This window comes from Polynucleobacter sp. JS-Safj-400b-B2 (assembly GCF_018881975.1).
In the GTDB taxonomy this organism is placed as follows: domain Bacteria; phylum Pseudomonadota; class Gammaproteobacteria; order Burkholderiales; family Burkholderiaceae; genus Polynucleobacter.
The window spans coordinates 67,342-81,195 of the sequence record NZ_JACVPJ010000004.1 but is presented as its reverse complement, the minus strand read 5'-3'; the positions used below and the strand labels follow the sequence as shown (position 1 = coordinate 81,195).

The window sequence follows — 13,854 nt, the reverse complement described above, 5'->3', positions numbered from 1 at the left end:
TTACTCTTTACTGCATCGCAACATCAGCGTAGTTTAGCCTTAAGTTGACCGAAAGGTAAATGCGCTGAGTTGCGTAATACAAGAACTGCTCTAATTGCTGCAGCGCAATATTAACCAGTATGAATACCACCGTTTAACGAAAAGTCTGCACCAGTGGCATAGCCACCGTCATCAGATGCAATCCAGCAGCAGATGGAGGCAATCTCTTCAGGGGTGCCTAAGCGTTTTACCGGAATACCAGAAACAATCTTCTCAAGAACATCCTCTCGGATCGCTTTAACCATGTCAGTGCCAATATAGCCTGGGGATACCGTATTCACAGTGACGCCCTTAGTAGCAACTTCTTGGGCTAGAGCCATCGTAAAGCCGTGCAAGCCTGCCTTAGCGGTGGAATAGTTTGCCTGACCAAATTGACCCTTTTGACCATTTACAGAAGAGATATTGATGATTCGACCCCAGTTGTTTTCAACCATGCCATCAATCACTTGTTTGGTAACGTTAAACAAGGAGTTCAAGTTGGTATCAATCACGGCCTTCCAAGCATCTGGAGTCATTTTGCGAAATACGCTATCGCGGGTAATGCCTGCATTGTTCACCAAAACATCAACGCGCCCTACTTCAGTCTTTACCTTCTCAAAGGCGGCAACAGTGCTATCCCAATCTGAAACATTACCTTCAGAGGCAATAAAGTCATAGCCTAGAGCTTTTTGCTCGCCAATCCAGCGATCCTTACGTGGTGAATTCGGGCCGCAACCAGCGATCACCTTAAAGCCGTCTTTAGCAAGACGTTGACAAATAGCAGTACCAATACCACCCATACCCCCAGTTACATATGCGACTTTTTGAGACATTGAATTCCCCTTTTAAAAACCTTCGTTGTTGTTATTTAATTTCCGGTGTTGCTTTTTCTTTTACATAGACACCGGGTGCAGCTTCCATTTTTTTATACTCAACATTACCAAAAGTAGCGCTTGCTTGCCTCTTCTCACCGCTAAATTGTTCTAGCCACTTGGTGTAGTCAGGCCACCAGCTACCCTGAATTTGTTTGGCATCATCTAGCCACTCTTGAGCTGTAGGTGCAATCTTGTTATTTTCAAAGTAATAGCGCTTATTTTTAGCAGGTGGATTAATAACACCTGCAATATGTCCAGATGCGCCCAAAACAAAGCGATTTTTGCCTTTGAGTAGATGGGTGGATTCGTAAGCAGACTTCCAAGGAACAATATGATCCTCCTGCGAAGCATACAAATAAGCGGGACATTTGATTTTCCCGAGATCAATCTTCTCGCCACAAATTTTGAGTTTGTTTGGCTTTACTAAATCATTTTGCAAATAGGTGTGACGCAAATACCAGCAATACATTGCACCAGGAAGATTAGTGGAGTCGCCGTTCCAATACAACAAATCAAATGGTGGCGGTGAATTACCTTTGAGGTAATTCTCCACTACGTAATTCCAAACTAAGTCATTGGGGCGCAGGAATGAAAAGGTATTGCCTAAATCTAAGCCCGACATCATGCCGTACTTACCACCCTTGCCACCAATAGAGCTCTCGCGCATCTCGACCATACCTTCGTCGATAAACACGTCCAAAATACCGGTATTAGTAAAATCTAACAATGTAGTCAACAGCGTCAGACTTGCAGCAGGATGTTCGCCTCGTGCTGCCAAAACTGCTAACGCTGAACTGGTTAAAGTACCGCCAACGCAGAATCCCAAGATATTAATTTGCTTGGTATCGCCGATCTCTTTCACTACATCTATTGCTTTGATTACACCCTTGCCTACATAATCATCCCAACTCACTTGAGCCATAGAAGCATCTGGGTTTTTCCAGGAAACTAAAAATACAGTATGACCCTGGCTCACCATATGGCGCACTACCGAGTTGTCAGGCTGTAAATCTAGAATGTAATATTTATTGATACATGGTGGCACCATCAAATATGGGCGCTCGAACACTTGCTCAGTTAATGGCGTGTATTGAATTAATTCAAATAACTCATTACGAAATACGACATGACCTTCAGTAGTGGCAATATTTTTACCCACCTCAAAGGCAGACTCATCTGTCTGTGAGACCTTGCCTTTTTTCATATCCCCCAACAAATTGACAATCCCTTTTTGAATGGATTGCCCTTGAGAGCTGATAATGCTTTCTAGTACTTCTGGGTTTGTGGCAATAAAGTTTGATGGCGAGAGCGCATCAATCATCTGCTCAGTTGTAAATAGAATCTTTTGTTTTGACTTTTCATCAGTCTCAACTGCTTTTGCCAACTCCATTAAATACTTGGAATTGAGCAAATAGGTAGCAGCAATGACTTTGCTCCAGGAGGAGTGCCAAGCTTGGCCCGCGAAGCGACGGTCTTTAACCTCAATCGCTTCAGGATTAGTGGCAATATGCGCTAATTCTGTGAAATATTCTTTTTGAATTTCAGATAAACGCTCTGGCGGAATTAGTGCCATATGGTGCGGTGCCAAAGATGGCGTTGCACTGGTATTCATGCCTGCAAACATATTAGTCTCTTCAATTAGTTGGGGACATTCTCCGCCCTTAGGCACTATAGAGTTATACGCAAATACCCTAGCCCAAAGGATAAGCTAGTACTAACCCGTATGTTAGATGGTAAAACTATTTTTCAATCCAGATTGCCGATGCAAATCTTCCGGTTTCGCCATCTCGGCGATAAGAAAAAAATTGCTCTTGGTCTTTGACAGTGCAATGTTGGCCACCAAAAATCATTTGTACACCAGAGGCCTCTAAACGCGCTTTCGCCAACTGGTAAATATCCGCTAGAAACTTTCCAGGCTTGTGGGGAATAAGCTTAAATGCCTTTAAGGGGGTGGGTAAGCCAGAATCCTTAAAGGCCATGACTACATCTTCCCCAACCTCAAATGAATCAGGCCCAATTGCCGGACCAAACCAAGCAATCAAATGGCTCGGATTTTTATCCTCAGAAATTTGTAGCAGTTCTACCATCGTATTTTCTAAGACACCAGCGCAAAGCCCCCTCCATCCAGCATGAGCAGCGCCAACTGCAGTACCACTGGTATTGGTGAATAACACCGGCAAACAGTCGGCCGACATGATGACCAAGACCTCACCTGGAATATTGGTCACCGAAGCATCTGCTTCCACATATCCACTTGAGTTTAATAGTCGGTTTTGCGGTGTGCTAACTACAGTGCCATGGATTTGTTTCAGCCAAATGGGTTCTGATGGCAGCGCTTTAGAGAAGATGGCTCTATTTTGTGAAACATCCATGTCTTGATCACCCACATGATCCCCAAGATTGAGGGAATCAAATGGGGCTTTGCTAACGCCCCCAGAACGGGTGCTTGCCAAAGCGTGAACGGATCTTGGCGCCGGCCATTGAGGGGTAATAAAACTCATGCACGCAATTCATTTTCGATTGAAGCCAATACAACCGCTTCTTTAGGAAGAACGGCTTCATCCATTCCAAGCTGTGGCAATAAATCCAATAAGTCCTGTGGAGGCAGGCGGAACCAAGTCATCAACTCCTGCTTGACTGGATGTTGAAGGCTCAGTGCAAAGGCATGTAAGGCTTGGCGATTGAATGAAATATTTTTGGCGGCACCCGGTGCTTTTTTGCGATAAACCGGATCGCCGACCAAGGGAAAACCAAGTGACTCTAAATGAACACGGATTTGATGGGTGCGCCCTGTCTCAAGGCGACATTCCAAAAGGGCAACAGCAGCTTCCCCAACCAAACCCTTGGAAAGACGACGGAACAAGGTGGCAGCAGGCTTTCCCTGGGGGCTACCAGCTGCCATCTTGAGGCGATCTCGTTGATCACGGCCGACTGATGCAAGAACTTTGCCCTGACTTGGGGCGTCACCCCATACCCATGCAAGGTAGCGACGCCCTACAGTACGTTCTTGAAGTTGACGGACCAAGGAGGTCTGAGCCTGGGATGTTCTTGCTACAACCATTAATCCGGATGTATCTTTATCTAGCCGATGAACAATTCCGGCCCTGGGAAGTAGCTTCAGCTCTGGATAGTGAAATAAGAGCCCATTTAACAGGGTTCCCGACCAATTACCAGCAGCAGGATGCACCACCAGGCCAGGCGGCTTATTTATGACAATGATGTCATCATCCTCATAAACCACGTCTAGAGGGATATCCTCAGGACTAAAGGCAAATTGCTCGGGCATTTCTTGCGGAAACACCTTGACACTCTCGCCGCCATGCAGCAAATAACGGGCTTTGGTTACTTTTCCATCGACCATAACCGCCCCCGCCTCAACCCAAGCTTTCAGGCGATTGCGTGAATAATCAGGCAAAGACCCTGCTAGCACCTTGTCCAAGCGCTCGCCGGCCATCTCCAAAGGGATATCTAAGGAGATGAAATCCTCATCATCGATATAATCAATGGCATTCGATTCAGGAGTTTGCGGCAATGCCACGCTTAGAGAGCCTTTCAGTTATGTCCGACGTAATATCAGACGCCAGTTTAAGGCTTGCTGGGAATTCTTCCCTACAAAAAAAGAGCGCCCGCTTTTATAGCACTCCATTCGCTCTGCTTTTTGCCCTAATCATGGCATTAATGTTTTTAAGTGGATGCGCAGGTAGTGACGGCAGTAAAGATGACACTGATATTTGGTCTGAGTCAAAACTCTACTCAGAAGCGACTGACAAACTCAATGATGCTGATTTTGCTAAATGCGGCAAATACTTTGAGAAATTAGAAGCGCGCTTTCCTTTCAGCCCTTACTCGCAACAAGCTCAAATTAATGCTGCCTATTGTTACTGGAAGGCACAAGAACAAGCTCAAGCTCTTGTTGCCATTGATCGCTTTATCAAATTACACCAAGGAAGTCCAAGCTTGGATTACGCCTACTACTTAAAAGGCCTCATTACTTTTAATGATGACTTGGGTTGGTTGGGTAAATTTACCGGACAGGATTTGAGTGAGCGTGACCCTAAAGCTGCTAAAGAAGCTTTTGAATCCTTCAAGGTAGTTGTAGAGCGCTTCCCAAATAGTAAATACGCGCCTGACGCCCTAGATCGTATGCGCTATATCGTGAACTCCCTTGCAGAGGCTGATGTCATCGTTGCACGCTTTTACTATCAGCGTGGCGCCTACTTGGCAGCAGCTAATCGCGCGCAGCTCGTAATCCGTGACTACGACCGTGCACCCGCAGTCGAAGAGGCACTTTATATTCTTACTAAATCCTATGAAAAATTAGGCATGGTCCAATTAAGCAATGACTCTGCGCGCGTCTTTAAATTGAACTTCCCTGATAGCGAAATGTTGCAAACCGGAGAACGCATTAAAAAAGAACGTAAATGGTGGCAGTTCTGGAATAAGTAATCTGATTTAGCGTTACATGCACCAAAGTAAAAATCCTCCGAACTGGAGGATTTTTTATTTAACTTCGTTATTTTTATTATTTGATTTGAACAGGTACTCTGGGTGCTAAAGCACAAAGCAGTTCATAACCAATCGTATCGCTCATTTGCGCTACAACGTCAACCGGTACCTTATCACCCCAGAGCTGTACAACACTTCCAACTCCTGCATTAGGGGCATTATTCAAATCAATCGCCAGCATGTCCATGGAGACTCTACCTACTAATGGACAAATGACACCATGATCACCAGAAGCTACCCATACTGGCGTGCCGTCTTTTGCATGACGAGGATATCCATCGGCATAACCGCAAGCAACAATACCGATACGCATTGTATTTGGCGCTTCAAAGCGTCCGCCATAACCAATACGATCACCCTTTTGAAGTACCTGAATATCGATAATTTCACTATGAAGATGCATCGCCGCTTGAAGATTGGCGTGTTCTATATCAGCATGTTGCCCAGTGGGTGAAGCACCATAAAGCATGATTCCAGGGCGTACCCAGTCTCCTAAGGCATTACGATGCCATAAGATGGCAGCCGAGTTTGCTAAAGACGTTGGGCCCTCTAGATCACCAATCGTTTCGTTAAATAACTCTTGTTGAGAGCCAACTGATGGCAATCGATCAACCTGATCAGCATTTGCAAAATGAGTCATGTGATGCATGTGATAGCCAGCGGCATGCAAGCGATGAAAGGCAAGTCGATAAGCTTCGGGCTTAAATCCTAAGCGGTTCATGCCGGTATTCATTTTGAGAAAGACATTAAGGGGTTTATGGTTTTTACTCCTGAAGCGCTCCAACCACTCCACTTGAGCGTCGCAGTGAACCACTAGGTCGCAGGCTAAATCATCCGCCCTAGCAAACTCATTTTCATGAAAAAACCCCTCTAAAAGCAGAATACGCCCTTGCCAGCCGTGTTCGCGCAACCAAGCAGCCTCCTGAATGTCTAATAAGGCAAATCCGTCAGTGGAGGCCAAACCCTTAAGTGCAGCACCAAAACAATGCCCATAAGCACGGGCTTTGATCACAGCCCAAATCTTGGACTCTGGCGCCAATTCTCGAACTCGGTTTAAATTATGCTGAAAGGCAGCTGTATGAATAGATGCCAAAATTGGCCTATTAATCAGGTCATTAGCTGATTCACCCATATTTACCCCTCCTTTCATGTTTTAATTGCATTAATGACTAGATTGTACGAATGAACCGTAGCTTTTACATCATTATGGCGGCGCAATTTTTTTCGTCGCTTGCTGATAATGCTCTCCTAATTGCAGCTATTGCCCTCTTGGCCCAGCTCGAAGCGCCGGCCTGGATGACGCCTTTGCTCAAATTGTTCTTTGTATTGTCCTATGTTCTCTTAGCAGCCTTTGTAGGGGCCTTTGCAGACTCTAGACCCAAAGGCAATGTCATGTTTATCACCAACTCGATAAAGTTTATTGGTTGCGTGGTAATGCTATTTGGCAGTCACCCATTAATGTCTTATGCGATAGTTGGTCTTGGCGCCGCAGCTTACTCTCCTGCAAAGTACGGCATTCTGACTGAATTGCTACCCCCTGAAAAATTAGTAGCAGCAAATGGTTGGATTGAAGGACTTACGGTTGGCTCGATCATTCTGGGCACTGTCTTAGGCGGCGTTCTCATTAGCAGCACCGTATCTCAGAGTCTTTTGGCCTTGGATATGCCTGTTTTTGAGACGGGCATTGATACCCCAGCAGAATCGACCATCCTCATCATCATGATGATTTACGTTGTTGCTGCCCTGATTAATCTGAAGATTCCAGATACTGGGGCCCGTTACGTTTCTCAAAAAACTAATCCAATAGAGTTGGTTAAAGACTTTGCCATTTGTTTTAAAACACTCTGGAATGATCGCCTTGGCCAGATCTCCTTAGCGGTAACTACTTTGTTTTGGGGTGCCGGTGCCACACTACAGTTTATTGTGATTAAGTGGGCGCAAGTAGCTCTGCACATGAATCTATCGCAAGGTGCAATTCTTCAGGCGATCTCAGCAGTTGGCGTTGCCGGTGGCGCCGTCTATGCCGCTTGGCGCATACCTCTTCGCAAGTCATTGAACGTTCTACCTTATGGTATAGCCATGGGTGTTGTTGTCTGCGTCATGGCTGTCTACAACACTGACCTGCTTCCGAATACAAGCATTTTCTCCATCGGCAAATTACAGGTAACCCTGAACTTGCTGCCTGCTTATTTCTTATTAATTTTAGTAGGTTGGTTGGCTGGTTACTTTGTAGTGCCGATGAACGCTCTTCTGCAACATCGTGGACATGTCCTGATGTCAGCAGGACACTCTATTGCCGTTCAGAACTTTAATGAAAACATTTCTGTGTTGATGATGTTGTTAATCTATTCGCTTCTGATCTGGTTGGATATACCAATTCAAATTGTCATCATTGGTTTTGGTGTGGTCGTGAGTCTTATCATGTGGCTGGTCATTAAACGTCACGCCAGAAATCAAGCGGAGTATGACTCTATGCATTTGATTGGCGAACACAAGCACTAAGCTGGGTCACCACTAAATCAAGACTTAGTCTGAGTCTGAGTCTGAGTCTGAGTCTGAGTCTTTAGCTATTTTATAGGACGGATTTAGCAAGCAATAAATCCTGCCAAAGCAAAGCCTTCTCTTTTGGATTGGCGAGCGCTTGATTCAATTCAAATGAAGCAATTACTGGAATCTCTTCTTCATTACCAGTACTCAAAGCCAGGACTGTTTCGCGAAGTTGTGGCAACGAATCCCTCTCACCCGTAATTTTCTGGGCGGCAGGTCCGCCAAAAGCAACCACCACTACCGGTGATTCAGGGCTTGATAACTGGCTTAAATTCTCCGAAGTACCTTTCCAGGACCATTCATCTTTTGCTAAACCCAAAATACGGATGATGTTTTGAAATAAGATTTTTGCATCGCCCTGTGGTTCGTTGCCAAAGAACCACCAAGTACCATATGAGGGTCGCCGTGTTGATTCATTCCCTGAAGTAGAATCCTGGTTACTGCTGGTAACCGAAACCACTGTAGGAGGCTGTACAGCGTCCCGTGAGGTCCACTCTGTAATACCCATTTCTTTTAGGAATGCTGAATGATTATTGATCATGGCTCTAGCTTAATCGATTTAGCCATCACCAGTGCATTCTCTCGAGAGCCGGTCTCTGTACTTGCGGGATAGTAATTTTTACGCACACCAATTTGTTCATATCCCAATTTTTCATAAAGGGCTAAGGCTGCAGTGTTTGTGGGTCTTACTTCTAATATGATTCGTGGCATTTTCTGCTGAGCAGCAACCCCCTCAATTGCAGCCATCATTCTTTTTCCAAGACCAAGCTTACGTAAATGGGGTGATACCGTAATGTTGAGAAGATGCAACTCATCTACTGCAGGAAAAAGAATGCAATACGCCCAAAGGATAGCCGGATCTAAATACGATCCTTTCACCATTTGATCAACTTGAGGGCGAATGCAATAAGCCCAATGCCCGGCAGCTAAAGAATCCGAAAAATTTCCTTTTGTCCAAGGATGAATATGCGAGACTGATTCAATCTTTAGTACCTCATCAAGATCTGCAGCTTGCATCGGCATGAAAGAGAGCTCTGCTTCTTCCCCGGCTGATAAATGTTCTGACATTACTTGAATGCCTCTTCACGTTCAGCAGTAGTTAATGCGACTTTATTTCGTACATACATAGGCTCAAGTTGCCGAACATCGTGATGGAATCCCCCTTTAAACGATTGCTTTGCACAAGCCAAGATTCCTAATGCAGATATGGAGATCTCTGAATCCAAGACTCCCTGAAAGGCTGGTAAACGCTCGCCGAAAGCATTAATAGCACTGCCAGCTAATAGCCCAATATCCACGAGATCAATATTCTCGGGCTTAGTGAGCTGGATATCACTAATGCGTTTAGGTAAAAGATTTGTCTGGGTTTGGTATTTGGCCCAGTAGACCTCTTCCATCCGCGCATCAATAGCAATAACAAAATATGGGGGATTGGTTTTTTTAAAGGTACTGGTGTCAATTAATTGAGCCGCTATTGCGTCAAGGCTACACACAGGAATTACCGGCAGATTATTTGATATGGCTAAACCTTGGACTGCTGCTACGCCTAGCCTTACACCGGTAAACGCACCAGGTCCAATTCCAACGGCAATGGCATCTAAGTCTTTTAAAGTAATATTGGCATTAGTTAAAAGTGACTCTACCCAGGGAAGAAGAAGTTGGCTAGCGCCAGCTGAGACTGCTTCATGTCTTAGCTCAGGCGCTTGATCACCTAAAGATAAAGACACCGAACACCAGGCCGAGGAGGTGTCGATGGCCAATAGATTTGCCACATTAAGCCTTATTTGGTTATTTTCTTAGTGAATTGACTAATCAATAACGCAAATTATGAACTTAATCCAGCAATGACTTCAGAAGGAGCCTGAACCAACTCAATCAATACCCCCTCACCGCTCACTGGAAACTCATCATTTCCCTTGGGGTGTACGAAGGTAATGTCATAACCGGCAGCGCCCTTACGGATGCCCCCAGGAGCAAAACGCAGGCCATTTGCAGTGAGCCATTCGACAGCTTTTGGTAAGTCATCCACCCATAAGCCAATATGGTTAAGTGGTGTCTGATGAACGGCTGGCTTCTTTTCAATGTCAAAAGGCTGCATCAGATCAACTTCAATCTCGTGCGCACCAGAGCCAATAGCGCAAATATCCTCATCAACATTTTCGCGCTCTGAGACAAAAGTGCTTTTGTATTCGAATCCAAGCATATCAACCCACAACTTTTTGAGTCGATCTTTATTTTCTCCACCAATAGCAATTTGTTGGATACCTAAAATTTTGAATGGCTTAGTACTCATAGTTATCAATCCTTTTTACAACTGGATTACTCAAAGCGAATGATCAATTGGTCTACCGCCAAACTATCACCCTCTTTTGCGCAGATTTCAGCAACGACACCATCTTGCATTGCAGATAGCGTATTTTCCATTTTCATGGCTTCAATCGAAGCCAGTTTTTGGCCAGCGGTAACTGCCTCGCCAACCTTAACGGCAATCTTCGTCAAAAGACCAGGCATTGGAGACATGACTAATTTAGAAGTATCTGGCGGCAGCTTAACAGGCATGCGACGCTGTAGCTCAGCGCCCAAAGGGCTTAGAACCATGCACTCAAAATGCACGCCATCGAGAATTAATGCATACCTGACGCCACGACGCTCAACTTGTGCAGTGATTTTATGGGTACCATTAATGGTGGCATGTAGACAAATTTGCCCTGGACGCCAATCGCTCACGATGTCATAACGACTTACGCCATCCGCTTCATCAATATAGATAGAATAAATACCATCTTTGATCTCAACCCGAATAGGAACCTCATAAGGATCATCCATCGAGCCAGTTTTTTTGCCAGTAACGACAACAAACTTTTTGCCAATGATCATTTCATGGCCAGCCAATTGACCATCAATCATTTGAATATGCTGAAGGTAGCGATAGCGCATAAATGCGGCTAAGGCGGCCAAACGCTTAGGATCGGCTGGTTGTACGGAATCCTTTTTAAAGCCCTCTGGATATTCCTCGGCGATAAATCCAGTAGTAAAGTCTCCATTCACAAAGCGTGGATGCTGCAATAACGCTGCCTGAAATGGAATATTCGAATGAATTCCGCGAATCACAAAATCATTCAAAGCGGCACGCATTTTTTCAATGGCTTCAGTGCGATCCTTGCCGTGCACAATCAACTTGGCAATCATTGAGTCGTAATACATCGGAATCTCGCCGCCCTCGTACACGCCGGTATCAACGCGAACGCCGTTAATAGACTCTGGAGGACGGTATTTCACGAGGCGGCCGGTCGAAGGCAAGAAGTTTCTAAATGGGTCGTCCGCATTAATACGGCATTCCATTGACCAGCCATCTAGCTTCACATCTTCTTGTTTAAATGCCAATTTTTCGCCAGCAGCAACACGAATCATTTGCTCAACTAGGTCAAGGCCAGTAATGCTTTCTGTCACTGGATGCTCAACTTGCAAGCGGGTATTCATTTCCAAGAAATAGAAAGACTTATCTTTTCCAACAACAAACTCAACCGTACCGGCAGATTGATAGTTCACAGCCTTAGCTAAAGCAACCGCTTGTTCGCCCATGGCTTTACGGATTGCAGAAACGATAAATGGTGATGGCGCTTCTTCAATGACTTTTTGATGACGACGCTGAATCGAGCAATCGCGCTCATTAAGGTAAACCACGTTGCCATACGAATCGCCCAGCACCTGAATCTCAATATGGCGTGGGCCTTCAACAAACTTCTCAATAAAGATTCGGTCATCACCAAAGCTATTCATTGCCTCGGTCTTACAAGCAGCAAAACCTTCAGTTGCTTCTTTGTCATTAAATGCAACACGCAAACCTTTGCCGCCACCGCCTGCAGATGCCTTAATCATGACGGGGTAACCAATACCCTGGGCAATCTTGACCGCTTCTTCAGTAGTATCAATCGCCTCGTTATAACCAGGAATGGTGTTGACTTTAGCTTCTAAGGCAAGCTTCTTAGAGGCAATCTTGTCGCCCATTGCGGCGATAGATTGATGCTTAGGACCAATAAAAACAATGCCCTCATCCTCACAGCGTTTAGCAAACTGCTCGTTCTCAGATAGAAAGCCATAGCCAGGGTGAACTGCTTCCGCACCGGTTTCCTTACAGGCCTGAATAATTCGATCCATCACCAAATAAGATTCCCGTGAAGGTGCCGGTCCAATGCAAACTGCTTCATCGGCCAGTTGCACGTGACGCGCCTCTTTATCGACTTCAGAATATACAGCTACAGTTTTGATGCCCATTTTTTTAGCGGTCATCATTACACGGCAAGCAATCTCACCGCGGTTAGCAATCAAAATTTTCTTAAACATTTTCGTAGTCATAATTTGTCAGCGCCTTACAGAGGAATGTTGCCGTGTTTACGCGCAGGATTCTTCAAATCTTTATCTTTGAGCATTGCCAGTGAACGAGCAATACGCTTACGGGTTTCATGCGGGAGAATGACGTCATCAATATAGCCGCGACGCCCTGCTACAAAGGGGTTGGCGAACTTAGACTTATATTCGGCTTCACGTGCCGTAATCTTTTGTGGATCTGACTTTTCTTCACGGAAGATAATTTCTACAGCACCTTTAGGACCCATCACAGCAATTTCTGCTGAAGGCCACGCAAAGTTCACGTCGCCTCGTAAATGCTTGGAAGCCATCACATCATAAGCGCCACCATAGGCCTTACGGGTAATCAATGTCACCTTAGGTACAGTGCAATCTGCGTATGCATAAAGTAATTTAGCGCCATGCTTAATGATTCCGCCGTATTCTTGGGCGGTGCCAGGCATAAAGCCAGGAACATCCACTAGGGTCACTACAGGAATATTAAAGGCGTCACAAAAGCGTACAAAGCGCGCTGCTTTAATGGATGCCTTGATATCTAAACAGCCAGCTAGAATTAAAGGTTGATTGGCAACAATACCAATAGAGCGACCTTCGATACGAGCAAAGCCAATCACAATGTTCTTTGCATAGTCAGGCTGTAACTCAAAGAACTCGCCGTCATCTACGATCTTCTCAATCAACTCTTTCATATCGTAGGGTTGATTTGGGTTGGATGGGACCAATGTATCCAAAGAAAAATCCGGCTCTTCAGTACGATTCGCACCCTTGATCAAAGGTGGTTTTTCACGATTAGAGAGGGGCAAGTAGTTAAAGAAACGACGCAACATCATGATCGCATCAACATCGTTATCAAAAGCCAGATCACATACACCGGACACGGTTGAGTGAGTTACTGCACCGCCCAATTCTTCAGCAGTTACATCCTCATGGGTTACGGTCTTAACGACTTCAGGACCAGTCACAAACATATAAGAACTGTCTTTGACCATAAAGATGAAATCCGTTAATGCTGGGGAGTAAACCGCACCACCAGCTGAGGGACCCATGATCAATGAGATTTGGGGGATTACACCGGATGCAGTGACATTGCGCTGGAATATCTCTGCATAACCACCAAGAGATGCAACGCCCTCTTGAATACGGGCGCCGCCAGAATCATTTAAACCAATTACAGGAGCGCCTACTTTGAGTGCTTGGTCCATGATCTTGCAAATCTTTTCTGCATGAGCTTCTGACAAGGAGCCACCTAAAACAGTGAAGTCTTGTGAGAACACAAACACTAAGCGGCCGTTAATCATTCCGTAGCCGGTAACAACGCCATCGCCAGGAACAGTTTGATCAGCCATGCCAAAGTCATGACAGCGATGCTCAACAAACATATCCCACTCTTCGAAGGTGCCAGCATCCAGCAAGAGCTCAATTCGCTCACGAGCAGTTAATTTGCCTTTAGCATGCTGAGCTTGAATACGTTTTTGCCCGCCACCCAATCGGGCGAGCTCACGCTTGGCTTCCAGTTGCTCAATGATGTCCTTCATTTCTT

Annotated in this window: 13 protein-coding genes; 2 read left to right on the top strand and 11 right to left on the bottom strand. The window is 45.3% G+C overall.

What is annotated here, in order from left to right:
- Window positions 1-110: 110 nt before the first annotated feature.
- From ICN48_RS05995 to ICN48_RS05980, 4 genes are all read right to left on the bottom strand, one after another.
- Window positions 111-851 carry a 3-ketoacyl-ACP reductase gene (locus tag ICN48_RS05995; protein ID WP_216152793.1) on the bottom strand — a complete coding sequence of 247 codons (741 nt, stop codon included), beginning with the start codon at window positions 849-851 and terminating at the stop codon, window positions 111-113.
- Window positions 852-882: 31 nt separating this feature from the next.
- Window positions 883-2,517: a class I poly(R)-hydroxyalkanoic acid synthase gene (gene phaC, locus ICN48_RS05990; protein WP_216152792.1), complete on the bottom strand. Its 1,635-nt coding sequence runs from the start codon at window positions 2,515-2,517 to the stop codon at window positions 883-885.
- Between the two features lie 115 nt (window positions 2,518-2,632).
- The gene (gene pgeF / locus ICN48_RS05985) at window positions 2,633-3,394 is read right to left on the bottom strand and encodes a peptidoglycan editing factor PgeF (RefSeq protein WP_216152791.1); all 762 of its coding nucleotides are present in this window, start codon (window positions 3,392-3,394) and stop codon (window positions 2,633-2,635) included.
- On the bottom strand, window positions 3,391-4,431 hold the full coding sequence (locus ICN48_RS05980) for an RluA family pseudouridine synthase (protein WP_216152790.1): 1,041 nt from the start codon (window positions 4,429-4,431) through the stop codon (window positions 3,391-3,393). The genes pgeF and ICN48_RS05980 overlap by 4 nt, the downstream gene beginning before the upstream one ends.
- Window positions 4,432-4,451: 20 nt before the next feature.
- On the opposite strand from ICN48_RS05980, the gene ICN48_RS05975 reads away from it, so the two are divergent.
- Window positions 4,452-5,339, top strand: coding sequence for an outer membrane protein assembly factor BamD (locus ICN48_RS05975; RefSeq protein WP_216152789.1), 888 nt, complete (start codon window positions 4,452-4,454; stop codon window positions 5,337-5,339).
- Between the two features lie 76 nt (window positions 5,340-5,415).
- Here the strand turns inward: ICN48_RS05975 and alr are convergent, their stop codons facing one another.
- The gene (gene alr / locus ICN48_RS05970) at window positions 5,416-6,507 is read right to left on the bottom strand and encodes an alanine racemase (protein WP_216153054.1); all 1,092 of its coding nucleotides are present in this window, start codon (window positions 6,505-6,507) and stop codon (window positions 5,416-5,418) included.
- A gap of 74 nt (window positions 6,508-6,581) precedes the next feature.
- Between alr and lplT the strand changes: the two genes are divergently transcribed.
- Window positions 6,582-7,901, top strand: a complete 1,320-nt coding sequence (gene lplT / locus ICN48_RS05965) for a lysophospholipid transporter LplT (protein ID WP_216152788.1) — start codon at window positions 6,582-6,584, stop codon at window positions 7,899-7,901.
- 70 nt (window positions 7,902-7,971) lie between these two features.
- Here lplT and ICN48_RS05960 read toward each other — a convergent pair whose 3' ends face one another.
- Genes ICN48_RS05960 through ICN48_RS05935 form a run of 6 tightly spaced genes read right to left on the bottom strand, consistent with a single transcriptional unit; the run spans window position 7,972 to window position 13,849 of the window.
- Window positions 7,972-8,487, bottom strand: coding sequence for a DNA polymerase III subunit psi (locus ICN48_RS05960; protein WP_216152787.1), 516 nt, complete (start codon window positions 8,485-8,487; stop codon window positions 7,972-7,974).
- Entirely contained in the window at window positions 8,484-9,014 is a 531-nt protein-coding gene (gene rimI / locus ICN48_RS05955; RefSeq protein WP_216152786.1) for a ribosomal protein S18-alanine N-acetyltransferase, read from the bottom strand. Before rimI ends, ICN48_RS05960 begins: the two co-directional genes overlap by 4 nt.
- On the bottom strand, window positions 9,014-9,718 hold the full coding sequence (gene tsaB / locus ICN48_RS05950) for a tRNA (adenosine(37)-N6)-threonylcarbamoyltransferase complex dimerization subunit type 1 TsaB (protein ID WP_370624158.1): 705 nt from the start codon (window positions 9,716-9,718) through the stop codon (window positions 9,014-9,016). Before tsaB ends, rimI begins: the two co-directional genes overlap by 1 nt.
- A gap of 53 nt (window positions 9,719-9,771) precedes the next feature.
- Window positions 9,772-10,239 carry a VOC family protein gene (locus tag ICN48_RS05945; RefSeq protein WP_216152785.1) on the bottom strand — a complete coding sequence of 156 codons (468 nt, stop codon included), beginning with the start codon at window positions 10,237-10,239 and terminating at the stop codon, window positions 9,772-9,774.
- 26 nt (window positions 10,240-10,265) lie between these two features.
- Window positions 10,266-12,290, bottom strand: coding sequence for an acetyl-CoA carboxylase biotin carboxylase subunit (accC, locus tag ICN48_RS05940; protein ID WP_216153052.1), 2,025 nt, complete (start codon window positions 12,288-12,290; stop codon window positions 10,266-10,268).
- A gap of 26 nt (window positions 12,291-12,316) precedes the next feature.
- Entirely contained in the window at window positions 12,317-13,849 is a 1,533-nt protein-coding gene (locus tag ICN48_RS05935) for an acyl-CoA carboxylase subunit beta (protein ID WP_216152784.1), read from the bottom strand.
- Between the last annotated feature and the right edge of the window lie 5 nt (window positions 13,850-13,854).